The organism is Naasia sp. SYSU D00948, from assembly GCF_017916515.1.
In the GTDB taxonomy this organism is placed as follows: domain Bacteria; phylum Actinomycetota; class Actinomycetes; order Actinomycetales; family Microbacteriaceae; genus Naasia.
Genome location: NZ_JAFMTA010000001.1, coordinates 59,071 through 74,141, shown reverse-complemented (window position 1 = coordinate 74,141; position 15,071 = coordinate 59,071). Strand labels below are relative to the sequence as shown.

The following is a 15,071-nucleotide window of genomic DNA, read 5'->3' as shown; positions in this document are numbered from 1 at the left end:
AGCTCGCGGGTTTCTCAAGGCGCAGCCAGAGGCCGATGGCGAAGGATGGAGAGATGTTCCGGCGACACCCCCTCCTCAGCGTGGTGACGTTCGCGTACCTCGCCTTCGTCGGCTGGGTGACGCTGTCCCCGCAGCTCCCGCTCGGCGACGGCACGGACGGGTTCGTCTGGACCGTGCTCTCCGTGCTCGACCGCATCCCGGGCACGCGCTGGATCGACTATGCGGACGTGGAGTTCGCGGCCAACATCGCGATGTTCTTCCCGGTCGGGATGTTCTTCGTCCTCCTGCTCGGCCGAGGCAAGTGGTGGCTCGCGATGCTGCTCGGCTTCGGGCTCTCCGTGGCGATCGAGCTCGCCCAGCTGCTCGTCTTCACGTCGCGCGTGGCGGACATCCGGGACGTCGCATCGAACACGTCCGGCGCGGTCCTCGGCGCCCTGGCGGTGGTGATCCTGACCGCCGCCAAGGCCCGCGAGCTCAAGCGGGCCGCGCGCGCGCGGCAGCAGCTGGAGCAGCGCGCACCCGTCCTGCAGCGCTAGGCGAGGTCCCGGCTGCTCGCACAGGCTCTCCGGCCGCGGCGCTAGGGTGTGCGGCATGGAACGGCGAGTGTTCCCGATCGTCCACTGCACCGACCTCCTCGCCACGCGGCGCTTCTACGTCGAGGTGTTCGGCGCCCAGCAGGTGTACGGGTTCCCGCCCGACGGGGATCCGGTTTACGTCTCGCTCGCCGTCGGCGACGGGCAGGTCGCGCTGGGCGTGGGCACGACTCCGGCCATGTACGGCGAGACGCCGCTGCCGGCGACCGGCCACGCCGTCGACGTCTGCCTCTACGTCGCCGACCTCGACGCGGCCGTCGCTGCGGCCGAACGTCTCGGGGCTCCGGTCCCCGTCCGGCCGGTCGAGACTCCCTGGGGCGAGCGCGTGGCCTACCTCAGGGATCCCGAGGGGACCATGCTGCTCGTCATCCAGGCCGAGGAGGAGGGCGACGGGGCGGCCTAAGGTGAAGGGGTGACGAGCTCCTCCGCATCCGAGGTGGTGCGTGCCCTCACGACCACGACGCCCGACTTCCCGTCCCCGGGGATCCTGTTTCGGGACCTCTCCGGGGTGTTCGCCGACGCCGCCGCCTTCGCCGCGGTCGTCGACGGCATGGCGGAGCCCTTCCGCGGGCGCTTCGACGCCGTGGCGGGCGCCGAGGCGCGCGGCTTCCTCCTCGCCGCCGGGATCGCCTACGCGACGGGGACCGGAGTGCTGCCTCTGCGGAAGCCCGGCAAGCTGCCGCCGCCCGTGATCTCCGAGCGGTACGACCTCGAGTACGGATCCGCGGAGCTCCAGCTGCGCGAGACGGTCGGCCGGGACCGGCGCGTGCTCCTCGTCGACGACGTGCTCGCGACGGGCGGCACCCTCGCCGCCGCCCGGCGGCTCCTCGAGAAGGCCGGCGACACGGTCATCGGGGCCGCCGTCGTGATCGAGCTCGCCGACCTCGGCGGGCGCTCGGCCGTCGAAGGACTCGAGGTGGCGGCGCTCGACACCGTCACCGGCTGACCGGGGTCAGTCCTCCGGGTCCTCCGGGTCGAGCGGCGCGTGGTGGTCCATCCCCGCGACTCCGCGCCGCCAGTAGCCGTCGACCTTGGCGCGGTCCTTCGCGAGCCCGCGCTGCCTCCGGAGCGCCCTACGGAGGGGGATGAGGCCGGTGGCCTCGCCGGCCGCCCACACGTAGGTGTGCTCGTCGATCGCCACCTCCTCGACGGCGGCGAGGGCGGCGTCCGCGCCCGTCGGGATCCTCGTCACCTGGATCCCGTCACCTCGCGGCAGCGGGTAGTCGAGCACGTCGGAGGACTCGGACTGCACGAAGGCGACCACCTCGGCGCGCCCTCGCACCGCCGCGATCCACCGCGACATCGCCGGAAGGGACGCCTCGTCCGCGATGAGCACGTACCGGCGCGCCTCGCGCGGAGGAAGCCGGGAGCCCCTCGGGCCCGCGACCACCAGCGGATCGCCGGGACGTGCGCCGGCCGCGAAGCGCGTCGCCGGTCCCTCGTCGCCGTGCACGACGAAGTCGAGGGAGAGCTCCTGCGCCGCCTCGTCGAAGACGGCGGGCGTGTAGTCCCGCAGGATGCGCTGGCCGGGCGGGGCGGGGAACACGAGCTTGACGTGGTCCTCGGGACCGTGCGCCGCGAAGCCCGCGAGCGCCTCGCCGCCGAGCGTGATCCGCGTGATGGTCGACGTCAGCCGCTCGGTGCGCACCACCCGGAGCTCCCGCGCCGCGGGCTCATGCCGGATGCTCTCGCGGGTGAAGGTGGCGTCGCTCATGCCCCCATTCTTCCCGAGGCACGACGGGGGAGGCTCAGCCGCGGATGCAGGCGCCCGACGACACCGCGTCCGTGAGCGCGGGCGCCTGGGCGAGCACCGGCGTGATCTCCTCCATGGTCATCGCGTAGCCGACGTTCGCGGTGTCCGCGCTCTTGGCGAAGACGAGCCCGGCCACGGCTCCGTCGGCCGACAGCAGCGGTCCGCCCGAGTTGCCCTGCTGCACGTCGGCGGCGAGCGTGTAGACGTTCCGCGGTGACTCGCTGTCGCCGTAGATGTCCCCGACGTCGAATGTCTGGACCGAGAGCACCTCCGCGCCCTTCGACGTGAACGGGCCGCCGAACGGGTAGCCCTGCACGACCGCGCTCGTGCCCGGCGCGAGCGTGGGGGAGAACGTGATCGGCGGAGTGACGAGGCCGTCGACCGCGACGACGGCGACGTCGTCGACGGGATCGAAGTACACCACCCGCCCCGACGCCGCCCCGTCCTGGGGCGTCTCGACGACCGGCTCGTCGAGCCCGGAGACCACGTGCGCGTTCGTCAGGACCCGGCCGGGCGCGATGACGAACCCGCTGCCGGTCTGGCTCTGGCCGCACGCGAAGGCGTTGCCGGTGATCCTCACGACGGAGCGCGCGGCGGCCTCGAGGCCCGGGCCGCCGGCGGCGACATCCGGTACGTCGGGTGGTGCCACCGGGCCGCCGAGGGCCTCCGTGATCCTCGGGATGCCGTCCTCGATGAGCAGTGACCGCAGCTGCGCCATCGTCGCCTTCACGGGAGCCGGGGTGACGGTGTCGATCGTGCGCAGCACGGCCGACTCGGCGATCGACCGGCTGAGGAACGGCACGCCGAGCGCACCGACTCCGGAGGCGACCGCCGAGGTCACGAGCGCCGCCACGAGCAGGGTGACGACCCCGCCCAGCGCGCTGTCCACGGCCCGCAGCGGACCCCGGGCGACGGTGCTGGCCGCCGCGGACCCGACGAGGGCGCCCGCGCTGTTGCCGATCGCGACCAGCCCGACCACGAGCGCGATGGAGGCCGCGATGCGCCAGCCGGGATCCGGGACGAGGGACGTCAGCACCGGCAGCAGGAGGATGCCCGCCACCGCTCCCGCCGCGACCCCGACCAGCGGGAACACGCTGCGCAGCAGCCCGGCGCGCAGGCCGTACGCGAGGTAGCCGACGAGCAGGAGCACGAGCAGCACGTCGAGGACGAGGGTCAGGGACATCCCTCTCCTCCTCGGCGCGCTCGCTGGATCTCCAGCGTCCCCTATCCGAGCCGGAGGAACGCCGAGAGCGGCTCCTCGGCGTGTTGAGGGGTCTCGGGGCCTCGGTGGAGCGCCCCGGGGCTCAACCCTCGTGCGGCGTCTTGACCGTGGCCTTCGGAGTGGCGGCGGTGATGAGGTCCTCGAGCACGTCCGATGCCGATCGCAGTACCTCGAGCTGAGCCTCGTCGAGGGACTCGAGCAGCGCGGCGAGCTTCCGGGATCGGGCGGCGCGCGTGCGCAGCACCGCCTCCTCGCCGGCGGCGGTGGCGGTGAGGAGGGCCGCCCTGCCGTCGACCGGGTCCGGCGTCCGCTGCACCAGGCCCTGCGCCTCCAGGCCGGCGATGAGGCGCGTCATGCTCGGCGCCGTGACGGACTCGATGCGCGCGAGGTCGCCGGACCGCACCGGACCGAGGTGGGAGATGCTCGCCAGGGCCGACAGCTGGGACTGGGTCAGGTCGCCCGCGCTCGCACGGATGAGACGGTTCAGTCGTCCGATGAGGATGGCCAGTCGGGCGGCGAGCTCGTCGCGGCTGCCGTCCTTCTCGTTCGTGGTCACACAGGCCTCCTGTTGCCGACCCGGTCGCGTTGCCGCAGAGTCTTCCACGGAAGGAGCGCCGACGGGCCGAAACCTGGCACGAAGCCCACCGCGAGTCGCGCGCCGAGCGCGGGAGGACGCCTCTTCCCGGCTCCGCCCGGCGGACCCCGCACCCCTGCGCTCTGCTAAACTCTTCCGGTTGCCGTCGAACGGCCGCGGATCAAGAGAGCCCGCACATCAGGTGACGGGCACCGCGCAACGAGAGGAAGGGGATCCCATCTATGGCACTCGATGCAGATGTGAAGAAGGCGATCATCGAAGAGTACGCAACCCACCCCGGTGACACCGGATCCCCCGAGGTGCAGGTCGCGATCCTGACCAAGCGGATCAAGGATCTGACCGAGCACCTCAAGGAGCACAAGCACGACCACCACTCGCGTCGTGGCCTGCTGCTCCTCGTGGGCCAGCGTCGCCGGCTCCTGGGCTACCTGCAGGACATCGACATCAACCGGTACCGGTCGCTGATCGAGCGTCTCGGCCTCCGCCGATAAGGCGAGCCGCGCAGGCTCTTCGCTGACAGCGCGAGCTTCTTCGGACGGGCCGTCCACCTTCGGGTGGGCGGCCCGTTCCGCGTCTCAGGGGACCCCGCGGGGGCGGCCGGCCGCGCGGGCGTCACACGGCGAGGTCGCGGCGGCGGAACAGGAGGACGGCGAGCGTCGCCGTGGCGAGCGCGACCGCGAGGAGGGCGAGAACGCCGCCGGCGTCGAGGTCCTCCGCCGGGATCGCGGAGGTGTGCCGGAACGGGCTCATGTCCTGCATCCACTCGGGCAGCTGCAGGATCGTGCCGTACTCGCCGAGGATCAGGCTCACGCCGAGCAGCGTCCATGCGACCGGGACCGTGAGGCGGGGGAGGACCGCGAACACGAGCGCCGTCAGGCCGACGAAGACGAGCGCCGCGGGCACCTGGGCCGCCGCCGCGGCGAGCGACGAGCCCGTCCGGTCCTGCTCGCCCACGGCCGCGAAGGCCACCGCCGCCGCGACGCCCGCGGGGACGAGGACCGCGGCGACCGACGCGACGGCCACCGCGAGGAACGCGACCATCCAGCGCGCCCGGCCGACCGGTGCCGCAAGCAGGAGCTCCGCCCGGCCGTCCGCCTCCTCGGCGCGCATCCGCATCGTCGCCTGGGCTCCGGCCGCGGCGGCGAGGAAGCCCGCCATGCCGAGGATGGCGGCGACGAAGAGGTCGAGGAGTCCGGCGGTCGAGCCCGGGATCAGCCGGCGGATCAGCTCGAGGAACTGGGCGTTCGAGCCGATCGCGTCGGCGACCGAGGGAGCGAGCAGTCCGGCGACCGTGCCGAGGAAGGCGGCCCCGATCGCCCAGCCCACGAGCGACGGCCAGGAGAGCCGCCACACGAGCGCGAGGGGCGACCGCAGGGATCCCCGCGCACGTTCGCGTCCGGCCCGCTCGCGGACGAGGCTCGCGCCGAGGTCCCGGCGAGCCGCGACGGCCACCGCGACGGCGCCGAGCAGGACCGCGGTCGCGATGCCGATGGCCAGGGGCAGGGGGTTGTCCGTCTGGTACGCCTCCACGCGCTGCCCCCAGCCGATCGGTGAGAGCCACGACGGCCACCCGCTCTCGCGGGTGACGAACCGCTCGTCGGGCTGTGCCATTGCGTCGCCGATGCCGCGCAGCAGGTACGCGAGTCCCACCGTCGCGGCGGCGGCGCCGTTCGCCGCGCGGCTCGTCGGCAGCACCTGAGCGGCGACGGCCGCGATCCCGGCGAACACGAGTCCGCTGACCGCGACGGCGGACCCGGTGAGCACGGATCCCCGCCACGGCAGCCCGGGAAGGGCGAGCCCGAGGGCGACCGTGACGCCGAGCACGAGGTTCGCGACGACGGCCGTGCCGAGCGCTGTGGCGACGGGCGCCGTCCGCCGCAGCGGGGTCGCGGCGATGAGCTCCGTCCTGCCCGAGTCCTCGTCGCCGCGCGTGTGCCGCACGACGAGGAAGGTGGACATGAGCCCGGCCAGCGCCGCCAGGTAGGTGAAGATCTGGAAGAAGACGAGCTCGCCGGTCCCGATGCCGATCGGCAGACCGCGCAGGAAGCGGAAGGCCGGGTTCGCCGCGGCCGCCAGCAGCAGTACCCGCTGCTCCTCCGGGTCGGCGAACTGGGCGAGGACCGCGGTGCTGGACGCCGCCGTGAGGAGGGTGATCCCGCCGATCCACAGGGGCAGCCGCCACCGCTCCGAGAGCAGCCGGGAGGCGAGCAGCGTGGCCGTGCTCACGGGCGGTCCCCGTAGTGGTGCAGGAACAGCTCCTCGAGCGACGGCGGCGCGACCGTAAGCCCGGCGGGCCGCAGCGCCGCAACTCCGGCGAGCACGGCCGGGACGTCGGCGGCGTCGACGTCGAACTCGACCCAGTCGCCGCCGCTGCGTGGCTCGTGCGCCCCCGGCAGAGCGCGGGCGGCCGCCTCGTCGGCGCCCGTCAGCCGGAACGTGGTGCGGGTCAGGTGGCGCAGCTCCTGCAGGGTCCCCGTCTCGACGTCGACGCCCGAGCGGATGATCGTCACGCGGTCGCAGAGCCTCTCGACCTCGGCGAGCATGTGGCTCGACAGCAGCACGGCCGCCCCCTCGTCGCGCACGCGCTCGATGTGGCGGCGGAAGACCTCGTCCATGAGCGGATCGAGGCCGGAGGTCGGCTCGTCGAGGACGTACAGCTCGGCGGGCCGGGCGAAGGCGGCGATGAGCGCGACCTTCTGCCGGTTGCCGCGGGAGTAGCTGCGGGACCGCTTGCGCGGGTCGAACTCGAAGTCCTCGACGAGGCGGCGCAGGAGCGCCTCGTCGGCGCCGCCGCGCAGCCGGGTGAGCAGGTCGATGACCTCCCCGCCGCTGAGGTTCGGCCACAGGCTGACGTCCCCCGGGACGTAGGCGAGGCCGCGGTGGACATGCACGGCGTCGCGCCACGGGTCGCGGCCGAGGACGGTCACGGTCCCGCCGTCGGCCCGCAGCAGTCCGAGCAGGATGCGGATGGTGGTCGACTTGCCGGCGCCGTTGGGACCGAGGAAGCCGTGCACCTCTCCCGGCCGGACCTCGAGGTCGAGTCCCGTCAGGGCCGCGGTGCGGCCGAAGCTCTTGCGGAGATCGTGGACCTCGATGACGCTCATGCCATCCCTCCGGTTCCCCGGCGGTCCCGGGCGTCGCGCTGCACTGCGCCGACCGGACTTCCCGGCTCTCCAGAGGAAGGAGCATAGGACGCCCCGGACAGCGGGGGGAAGGGCTCAGGGAAGGAGGCGGGGACCGAGCGCCGAGTAGGTGATCCCGGCGTCCAGAGCGCGGAACGCGAAGGACGGGTCGTGCCGCCAGAGGGCCACGTCGGAGCGCAGCGGCGCGGCTGCCGCGAGGGGGACGCCCGCGAGGAGCTTGGCGAGCGTCCACTGGCCCACGCAGAGGGAGTCCGGGGTCTGCGCGACCTGCTCGACGACGTCGGTGATGCGCCGTCCCGGGTTGCCTCCGGAGAGCGCGGCGCCCGGGTTCGGAAGGAGGTCGAGCACCTCCGCGAGGCAGGCGGTAAGAGCCGCCCTGCTCTCCGTGAGGACCCGCCCTCGCACGTCGGGCGGGACGGCGGCCACGAGCGCCGTCGCGAGCCGCTCGTGGGCGAGCGCGGCGATCGTGAGCCGGGCGTCGACACGGGCGATCAGCGCGGACGCGGGCGCCGGAACCGCCACGGAGGCGCCCGCCGGCACCACGGCCGCCTGCGACCGGACGACGTCCAGGAAGCTCCCGTCGAGGGCCGACACGCGCTCCCGGTGGATGGCGATCCCGCTCGGGCTCTCCAGCGCCCACACCGCGGCCGTCCGATTGCGCAGGAGCGTCGACGTGCCGGCCAGATCCTGGCACACGAGGAACCGGCCGACCGCCGCGGCGTACATCCCCTCGCCCTCCGGCGTCATGCGCAGCGGGAAGCCCTCCGGGCATCCCTCGTCAGGGCGGGCCGGCGCACCCGGTCCCGCCGGCCGGGCGAGCACCGCGCCCGTCGCGACCAGCAGGAGCACGAGTCCGAACGCCGCGACCCACGCGGGGAGCCGTGCGAGGCGGTGCCGGGGCGGGGCCGGGCGGCCGGCGCTCATGGCGCCTCCACCACTCGGATCTGCCGCAGGAGGGCGCGATAGGTGATCGCCGCCGAGACGGCCCGCACGGCGAAGCCCGCGTGCCGCCGCCAGCCGGCCACGTCGTCCTCGAGGGAGCCCCCGCCGACGGCTCGCCACACCTCCGGGCAGGTGCCGCGGGACGCGGCGAGCCGCTGCGCGGCCTCGATCAGATGCGGCGCGGGGTTGCCGCTCGCGAGCACCGCCTCCGGGGACTCGATCTCGGCGATGAGCAGGCCGAGGCATTCGCCGAGGAGGCCGCCGTAGCGGGCGAGCACGTGCCCTCCGCTCGCGTCGAGGGCGAGGGAGCCGGCGAGCTGGTCATGGGCGAGCTGGGCCAGGGTGAGCTCGGCGTTCACCCGCACCCGCACCTCCGAGGGCGCACGCGGGACGACGATCGCCGTGCCGGACGGGATGGCGGGGCTCGGCGAGGCCACGAGGCGGACGAAGGAGTCGCTGAGGGACGAGCTGGGGAGCCGGTGCAGGCCCACGTGGGACGGCTCCTCGAGGACCCAGACGGCGTCGGTGCGGTTGCTGAACAGGGTCGCCGTCCCCATCGGGTTGGAGCACACGATGAGACCCCGCAGTGCGCGGGAGTAGTAGGTGGTCTCCCTCGTTCCGGGCGCGATCAGCGTCGGGTAGTCGGAAGGACAGCCCTCGTCGGGCGCGGCGGCACCGGGCGCCGGCGGCGAGCCCGCCGTCACCACGGCGCCGGCGGCGAGGGCGAGCACGAGGGCGATCACCCAGCCGAGAGCGCGGGTCATGACCGATCCTCGGGCTGCATCTGCAGGTACGCGGCCGCGGCGGCGTCGGCCCTGGCGGTGAATCCGGCGTTCCTCTCCCAGCCCACGATGTCGGCGACGAAGGCGGTCTGGTCGACGGACGGGAGGTTGGCGTTGGCCTTCGCCTCGAGCCAGAGGACGCCGCAGAGCGAGCGGCCGTCGGCCTCGATCGCGGCGGCCGCCGCCGCGAGCACCTCGAGCGGCCGGCCGTCGGCCAGGGCGCAGCCCGGGCTCGGCACGTTGCGCAGGGTGCCCGCCAGGCACTCGACGAGCGCGCGCCGGGCGACCGTCGGCTCCGGCCGGAGGGCTGCGAGCGCCGGCCCGTCCTTCCGGCCGAGGGTCGCCACGAGCTGGTCGTGCGCGAGCTGGGCCATCGTCAGGCGGGCGTCGATGTGCAGGCGCACCCCCGCGGGCGGCTGCGGGACGACGGCCACCGCGCCCGCCGGGACGGACGAGCCGCTCCCGTCGAGAAGGCCGGCGAACGACCGGGTGTGCTCGTCGAGGGGGAGCAGGTGCACCCCGGATCGGGAGTCGGACTCGACCACCCACACGGCGGCGGTGTCGTTGCGGACGAGCGTGGACGTCCCCGCCGCGTCGGAGCAGACGACGAGCCCCTCGAGCTCGGCGCGACCCGGGAGGACGAGGCGCGGGAAGTCCTCGGTGCACCCCTCCGCGGCCTCCATCGCGGGCGGAGGCGGCGGAGCGAGGAGGGCGCCGACGACGGCGGTGGCGCAGATCGCGAGGACCGCGATCCCGATGGCGCCCCGCCTGCGCGGCAGCCCGGCCACTCCAGCGCCTCCTCACGCTCGGTCAGCGGCGCCGCCGGGAGGAGGAACCGCCTCCGCGAGCCGCTCCCTCAAGGGTGACTCGCGGAGGCCTTCGTGCCAAGGGGGATCAGGCCGCGCGGCCGAGATCTCCCGACTGCGGCGAGCGGATCCGGGAGCCCGCGGGGAGGTTTGAGTCGTGCGGGATGCGGGCGGCGGCACCGATGGTGCTGCCGGCGCCGACGCGGGAGTGGCTGCCGATCTGCGCGCCGGGACCCACGACCGTGCCGGCTCCGAGCCGGACGTTGGCGCCGACCAGGGCGCCGCGGCCCACGATGACGTCGCGCTCGATCCAGGTGCCCTCGCCGATGCGCGCGTCGCGGTCGATGCGGGAGTCGGCCTCCACGTAGGCGGAGGGCGCGACGAATGCGGTGGGGTCGGCCTTCGCGGTCATGGCGATCAGGCCGCGCCCGTTGGAGTGACGTCGGTACTTGAGGACGACCCCGCCGTCCTCGAACTCTTCGAATTGCTTGCCCATTTGCATCTACAACCAGGGGGACCGCCCGGGGATTCCCGGGGATGCGGCGTGTCGGTGCGGTCGTGTAGACACGTGCGCATGAGCGAGTGGGACGACGTCACGGACTGGATGGACCGCTACCGCACCGCCTGGACGACCAACGATCCGGGCGACATCCGCGCCCTCTTCACCGAGGACGCGGAGTACCGCTACAACCCCTGGGACGAGCCGGTCGCCGGGATCGAGGCGATCGTCGACAGCTGGCTCGAGGGACGGGACGAGCCGGGCGACTGGACGTTCGAGTGGCACCCGCTCGCCCGGGACGGCGACACGGTGTTCGTCGAGGGCCGGACGGCGTACCGGAACGGACGCAACTACCGCAACCTGTGGGTGATCGTCCTGGGGGCCGACGGCCGCGCCTCGCGCTTCACCGAGTGGTACATGAAGGAGCCCGACGAGCACGGCGCCGGCTGATGCGCAAGGCGGGGCGGCGCCCGGAGGGCCGGAGTAGGGTGCCGACATGGCGGACAACACCTACACGGCAACCCTTGCCCGCGGCGACTCGACGGAGACGGTCGAGCTCGAGCTGATCCAGGGAGGCCCCCAGCGCAGCTTCACGCGCACCGTCGATGTCGAGGGGAGCCCCGTCGACGAGGTCTGGGAGCTCGACCCCGACGGCCCGGACTACACGTACCGGCCGGGCGGGTACGAGGACCGCGCCTACTCCTGAGCTCCGGGCGCCCTCTCCACGCGGGGTTCGGGGACCCCGTCCAGCGCGTGCTCCGGGGTGCCGTCCACCGCGCGCTCGACTTCGCGCAGCAGCTCGGCGGTGCCGAAGATGCGGAAGTGTCCTGCCGCGCGCAGGCGCACGTTGACCGCGCCGTCGAGCCTGCTGCCGCCCGGGATGTGCGGATCGAACGACGGCTCGATCGACGTGATCCGCCGGTTGACGTCGAGATGCTCGCCGAGCATCCGAAGAGTGGTGTCGGCGGGGGAGAAGTCACGGATCGACCGCGTCAGGGCGTACCGGGCGTAGATGGAGCCGGAGAACGGCGTCGCGATGGCGACCATCCTGTCGATGCGCCCCTCCGGGTCCCGGCGCAGCATGGTGTACTTGCCGATCAGGCCGCCCTTGCTGTGCGCCACGAGCGTGACGCCGCGCAGGTCCGCCTCCTCGAGGTAGGCCGCGACGAGGTCGGCGCTGTCGCGGATCGTCGACGTGTTCCAGCCGAGCCCGGTGACGACGTGGATGGGATGCCCCCGGTCGCGCAGCAGCTCGGCGACCGGCCGCATGAACTGCCACGTCTCGTAGATGCCGGGGATCAGCAGGACGGGCCGTCCGAGTGCGGCGGGGGACCGGTACGTCGCGGGGTCCACCCGGACGACGAAGGCCTGCACCTGCTTGACGGCGACGTACAGGTAGTCGAGGAGCCAGAACCAGCCGTTGGCGAGCAGCCTCACCGCTGCTCCAGGCCCGCCTGCTCCGCACGCGCAAGCTCGAGGATCGGCTCGACCACGGCCTCCGGTGCCGTGTACATGACGACATGGCCCTTGCGGGGCACCTCGATCAGCCGGGAGGAAGGGATCGAGGCCGCCAGCTGCTCGTTCCACTCGTGCTTCGAGATCGGGTCCCGCGCCCCGCGCATCACGACCGTCTCGGCGGTCAGGCGGGTGACCGCCTCCTCCGTCCGGTAGGCGAGCATCGAGGGCAGGGTCGCGAGGTACCAGCGCACCCCCGTGCGGACGTAGTCGGCGAACACGGCGATGTTGGACGGGATCGATTCGCAGAACAGGCAGTCCTGAAGCAGGCGGAGCGCCTGCTGCGGCGCGGTCCGCTCACGCGGGTCCACCACCGTGCCGAGGAGCACGAGGCGGCGGAACCGGTCCGGGTGCTGCAGCGAGGCCTCGACCACGATCTGCGTCCCCATCGAGTTGCCCACGAGCACGGGATCGGGGACGTCCTCGGCGATCAGGTACGCGGACAGGATCTCCGCGAAGTCCTCGATCGACATGGGCGTCTCGGGCCGCGGGGCGCGGCCGTAGCCGGGCAGCTCCACCGTGATGACCTCGCCGAACGGGGCGAGGGCCTTCGCGAGCCGGTGGAAGTACGACGTCCCGACGCCGATGCCGTGCACGAGCACGAAGTGCGGGCCCGATCCCGCGCCGAGCCGCTTCACGAGCATCGTCCGGCCCGCGTGCTTGAATTCCGAGACGGTCCGCCACCGCATGAGCACGAGCCTACGTTGCGCTGCTCCGCACTCCGGCGGGCCACCGGGGGGCTTGCATGACGGGGATTCGGCTGCGCACGGGCGCGCCTCGCCGCGCGCCCGCGAGTCCTCCGCCTCCTCCGCCCAGCCTGCGGTCGCAGTCTCCGGGTTCCGGGGCGCTCGCGGCGAGCCTGGCTGAGCACGCGGCCGCGCCGCCGCGGTCCCGACTCGGGCGCTTCGCCGGCCTCGCGCCGCTGGGCGCGCCCGCCGCCGCGTGGTACGAGCGCGCCCGGATCGAGCGGGACGCCGCGGATCTTCTGCGGAGGCTGCCCGCCGACTGGACGGTGCTGCACTCGGTTCCCCTGGACGGCCCTGTCGTGCCGCACCTGCTCGTGGGGCCGGCCGGGGTGTTCGCGCTCTTCCCGGAGCCGCGTCCGAGGGCCTCGGTCTGGGTGTCGGCCGACCTCCTGTCGGTGGACGGGGCGGGGTCGGACGCGGTGGCCGCGGCGGAGAGCGTCGTGCCGGCGATCCGGGAGCGGCTCGCCGCGGTCCTCCGTGGAGGCGTCCCCGTCGTCCCGATCGTCGCGTTCCCCGCGCCCGAGCGTGTGGTCGTGCGGACCCCGCCGACCTCGGCGCGCGTCCTTCCGCTCGAGGACGTCGTTCCCTGGCTCCGGTCGCTGCGCGAGGTGTGCTCGGCGGTGATCGTCGACCGGATCGCGGACGCGGCCGCCGTCCCGGAGACGTGGGGAGCGGAAGGGCCGCTCGACGACGGGTTCGGCGCGCTCCAGGCCGAGCTCGCCGAGGCGGACCGCCGGTGGGCGCGGACCGTGCGGGCGATCGTCGCCGGCTCGCCGGCCCTCCTCGCCGCCGGAGCGGCCGTCGGCGCCCTGGTGCTGGGCGCCTTCTTCGCGCGCTGACCCGGCTAGCATGCCGGGCATGGCATGGTGGCGCCGTCGTCCGGATCCCGGGGACTTCCCGAAGAGCGATGCGGGGAAGGGATCCCTCGACGACTTCCGGTACGACCTGATCCCGAAGAACGGCCGCGTCACGATCCGACTCGCGGGCAGCGACCCGCATCAGGATCTGCTGCGCCCGCTCGTGGGCGCGGAGGAGATCACGACCGCTGGCGGTCAGCGCACGGTCGAGGAGGAGAAGGCGGACGCTCCCATCCAGGTGCGGCTCTTCTTCGAGCGTCGCGTGATCGGCCCGGTGGGCACCGTTCCCCGCGGGCTGGAAGCGGTGGTGCTGGAGGCCCTGAGCCGTCTGGAGCAGTCCGGGAAGCCGACGCGGATCCCCGTCGAGGTGGTCGACACGAAGCAGGGCGTGCGGGTCGACCTGCTGATCGGCAAGACCCGCTGAGCGGCGGGAATACCCGCTCCGTCCTCCCTGTTGCAGGCAGCAGTCGATGCACATGCATCGAAAAATGCCGAGGGGAAGGACACCATGCAGTTCGGCATCTTCACGGTCGGTGACGTCACCCAGGACCCCACGACCGGCCGCACGCCCAGTGAGGGCGAGCGGATCCAGGCCATCCTCGCCATCGCCCAGAAGGCGGAGGAGGTCGGCCTCGACGTGTTCGCACTCGGCGAGCACCACAACCCGCCGTTCATCCCGTCCTCGCCGACCACGATCCTCGGCTACCTCGCCGCCAAGACCGAGCGGCTGATCCTCTCGACGAGCACCACGCTCATCACGACGAACGATCCCGTGAAGATCGCGGAGGACTTCGCCACGCTGCAGCACGTGTCCGGCGGGCGCAGCGACATCATGCTCGGCCGCGGCAACACGGGCCCCGTCTATCCCTGGTTCGGCCAGGACATCCGGCAGGGCATCCCGCTCGCGATCGAGAACTACGCGCTCCTGCACCGGCTGTGGCGGGAGGACGTCGTGGACTGGAGCGGCAAGTTCCGCACTCCGCTCCAGGGCTTCACGGCGACGCCGCGCCCGCTCGACGGCGTGCCGCCGTTCGTCTGGCACGGCTCCATCCGCTCGCCCGAGATCGCCGAGCAGGCCGCCTACTACGGCGACGGGTTCTTCGCGAACAACATCTTCTGGCCGAAGGAGCACTACATGAAGCTCATCGGCTTCTACCGGCAGCGCTTCGAGCACTACGGCCACGGCACCGCCGAGCAGGCGATCGTGGGGCTCGGCGGCCAGGTGTTCATGCGGAAGAACTCGCAGGACGCGATCGACGAGTTCCGGCCCTACTTCGACGTCGCGCCGGTGTACGGCCACGGCCCCTCGCTCGAGGAGTTCACCGCGCAGACCCCGCTCACCGTGGGCAGCCCCCAGCAGGTCATCGACCGCTACGCCGCGATGCGCGACCACTTCGGCGACTACCAGCGCCAGCTGTTCCTCATGGACCACGCGGGCCTGCCGCTGAAGACGGTGCTCGAGCAGCTCGACCTCCTCGGCGAGGAGGTCGTGCCCGTGCTCCGGAAGGAGCTCGCGAAGGATCGCCCCGCCACCGTGCCGGACGCGCCCACCCACGAGTCGCTGGTCGCCGCGAAGCGCGCTGCCGACGGCGCCCGCGTGACCGAGCCGGCCCGCTAG

20 protein-coding genes are annotated in these 15,071 nt (G+C 73.4%); 9 read left to right on the top strand and 11 right to left on the bottom strand.

All coding sequences use genetic code 11. The features are described from left to right. Window positions 1-53: 53 nt before the first annotated feature. Genes J3P30_RS00390 through J3P30_RS00380 form a run of 3 tightly spaced genes read left to right on the top strand, consistent with a single transcriptional unit; the run spans window position 54 to window position 1,539 of the window. Window positions 54-536, top strand: a complete 483-nt coding sequence (locus J3P30_RS00390; protein ID WP_210478862.1) for a VanZ family protein — start codon at window positions 54-56, stop codon at window positions 534-536. 55 nt (window positions 537-591) lie between these two features. Then, window positions 592-996 (top strand): glyoxalase/bleomycin resistance/extradiol dioxygenase family protein, encoded by a 405-nt coding sequence (locus J3P30_RS00385; protein WP_210478860.1) that lies wholly within the window; start codon window positions 592-594, stop codon window positions 994-996. Between the two features lie 9 nt (window positions 997-1,005). Then, window positions 1,006-1,539: an adenine phosphoribosyltransferase gene (locus J3P30_RS00380; RefSeq protein WP_210478858.1), complete on the top strand. Its 534-nt coding sequence runs from the start codon at window positions 1,006-1,008 to the stop codon at window positions 1,537-1,539. Window positions 1,540-1,545: 6 nt separating this feature from the next. Here J3P30_RS00380 and J3P30_RS00375 read toward each other — a convergent pair whose 3' ends face one another. The 3 genes from J3P30_RS00375 to J3P30_RS00365 all read right to left on the bottom strand — a co-directional run bounded on the left by J3P30_RS00375 (window position 1,546) and on the right by J3P30_RS00365 (window position 4,124). Then, window positions 1,546-2,307, bottom strand: coding sequence for a siderophore-interacting protein (locus tag J3P30_RS00375; protein WP_210478857.1), 762 nt, complete (start codon window positions 2,305-2,307; stop codon window positions 1,546-1,548). Between the two features lie 34 nt (window positions 2,308-2,341). Further along, window positions 2,342-3,529 carry a MarP family serine protease gene (locus tag J3P30_RS00370; protein WP_210478856.1) on the bottom strand — a complete coding sequence of 396 codons (1,188 nt, stop codon included), beginning with the start codon at window positions 3,527-3,529 and terminating at the stop codon, window positions 2,342-2,344. 121 nt (window positions 3,530-3,650) lie between these two features. After that, window positions 3,651-4,124 carry a MarR family transcriptional regulator gene (locus J3P30_RS00365; RefSeq protein WP_210478855.1) on the bottom strand — a complete coding sequence of 158 codons (474 nt, stop codon included), beginning with the start codon at window positions 4,122-4,124 and terminating at the stop codon, window positions 3,651-3,653. Between the two features lie 260 nt (window positions 4,125-4,384). Here J3P30_RS00365 and rpsO point away from each other — a divergent pair, with 260 nt between their 5' ends. Beyond that, window positions 4,385-4,654: a 30S ribosomal protein S15 gene (rpsO, locus tag J3P30_RS00360; RefSeq protein ID WP_210478854.1), complete on the top strand. Its 270-nt coding sequence runs from the start codon at window positions 4,385-4,387 to the stop codon at window positions 4,652-4,654. A 121-nt stretch (window positions 4,655-4,775) separates the two neighbouring features. Here rpsO and J3P30_RS00355 read toward each other — a convergent pair whose 3' ends face one another. The 6 genes from J3P30_RS00355 to J3P30_RS00330 all read right to left on the bottom strand — a co-directional run bounded on the left by J3P30_RS00355 (window position 4,776) and on the right by J3P30_RS00330 (window position 10,332). Beyond that, window positions 4,776-6,389 carry an ABC transporter permease gene (locus J3P30_RS00355; RefSeq protein WP_210478853.1) on the bottom strand — a complete coding sequence of 538 codons (1,614 nt, stop codon included), beginning with the start codon at window positions 6,387-6,389 and terminating at the stop codon, window positions 4,776-4,778. Next, window positions 6,386-7,267: an ABC transporter ATP-binding protein gene (locus J3P30_RS00350; protein ID WP_210478851.1), complete on the bottom strand. Its 882-nt coding sequence runs from the start codon at window positions 7,265-7,267 to the stop codon at window positions 6,386-6,388. The genes J3P30_RS00355 and J3P30_RS00350 overlap by 4 nt, the downstream gene beginning before the upstream one ends. Before the next feature lie 114 nt (window positions 7,268-7,381). After that, complete coding sequence (locus J3P30_RS00345) at window positions 7,382-8,230, bottom strand: hypothetical protein (RefSeq protein ID WP_210478848.1); 849 nt, start codon at window positions 8,228-8,230, stop codon at window positions 7,382-7,384. Beyond that, window positions 8,227-9,012 (bottom strand): hypothetical protein, encoded by a 786-nt coding sequence (locus J3P30_RS00340; protein WP_210478846.1) that lies wholly within the window; start codon window positions 9,010-9,012, stop codon window positions 8,227-8,229. The genes J3P30_RS00345 and J3P30_RS00340 overlap by 4 nt, the downstream gene beginning before the upstream one ends. Beyond that, on the bottom strand, window positions 9,009-9,818 hold the full coding sequence (locus J3P30_RS00335; RefSeq protein ID WP_210478844.1) for a hypothetical protein: 810 nt from the start codon (window positions 9,816-9,818) through the stop codon (window positions 9,009-9,011). The genes J3P30_RS00340 and J3P30_RS00335 overlap by 4 nt, the downstream gene beginning before the upstream one ends. 106 nt (window positions 9,819-9,924) lie before the next feature. Continuing rightward, window positions 9,925-10,332 carry a transferase gene (locus J3P30_RS00330; RefSeq protein WP_210478842.1) on the bottom strand — a complete coding sequence of 136 codons (408 nt, stop codon included), beginning with the start codon at window positions 10,330-10,332 and terminating at the stop codon, window positions 9,925-9,927. A gap of 78 nt (window positions 10,333-10,410) precedes the next feature. Between J3P30_RS00330 and J3P30_RS00325 the strand changes: the two genes are divergently transcribed. Both J3P30_RS00325 and J3P30_RS00320 read left to right on the top strand, forming a co-directional pair. After that, complete coding sequence (locus tag J3P30_RS00325) at window positions 10,411-10,785, top strand: nuclear transport factor 2 family protein (RefSeq protein WP_210478840.1); 375 nt, start codon at window positions 10,411-10,413, stop codon at window positions 10,783-10,785. Window positions 10,786-10,831: 46 nt separating this feature from the next. Then, window positions 10,832-11,041, top strand: a complete 210-nt coding sequence (locus J3P30_RS00320) for a hypothetical protein (protein ID WP_210478838.1) — start codon at window positions 10,832-10,834, stop codon at window positions 11,039-11,041. On the opposite strand, the gene J3P30_RS00315 is transcribed toward J3P30_RS00320, so the two are convergent. Further along, window positions 11,032-11,772 carry a triacylglycerol lipase gene (locus J3P30_RS00315; RefSeq protein ID WP_210478836.1) on the bottom strand — a complete coding sequence of 247 codons (741 nt, stop codon included), beginning with the start codon at window positions 11,770-11,772 and terminating at the stop codon, window positions 11,032-11,034. The genes J3P30_RS00320 and J3P30_RS00315 overlap by 10 nt on opposite strands. Next, entirely contained in the window at window positions 11,769-12,539 is a 771-nt protein-coding gene (locus tag J3P30_RS00310) for an alpha/beta fold hydrolase (RefSeq protein ID WP_210478833.1), read from the bottom strand. Before J3P30_RS00310 ends, J3P30_RS00315 begins: the two co-directional genes overlap by 4 nt. Window positions 12,540-12,595: 56 nt before the next feature. Between J3P30_RS00310 and J3P30_RS00305 the strand changes: the two genes are divergently transcribed. From J3P30_RS00305 to J3P30_RS00295, 3 genes are all read left to right on the top strand, one after another. After that, window positions 12,596-13,435: a nuclease-related domain-containing protein gene (locus tag J3P30_RS00305; RefSeq protein ID WP_210478831.1), complete on the top strand. Its 840-nt coding sequence runs from the start codon at window positions 12,596-12,598 to the stop codon at window positions 13,433-13,435. A gap of 19 nt (window positions 13,436-13,454) precedes the next feature. Beyond that, complete coding sequence (locus tag J3P30_RS00300; RefSeq protein ID WP_210478828.1) at window positions 13,455-13,877, top strand: hypothetical protein; 423 nt, start codon at window positions 13,455-13,457, stop codon at window positions 13,875-13,877. Window positions 13,878-13,961: 84 nt separating this feature from the next. Then, window positions 13,962-15,071: an LLM class flavin-dependent oxidoreductase gene (locus J3P30_RS00295; protein ID WP_210478826.1), complete on the top strand. Its 1,110-nt coding sequence runs from the start codon at window positions 13,962-13,964 to the stop codon at window positions 15,069-15,071.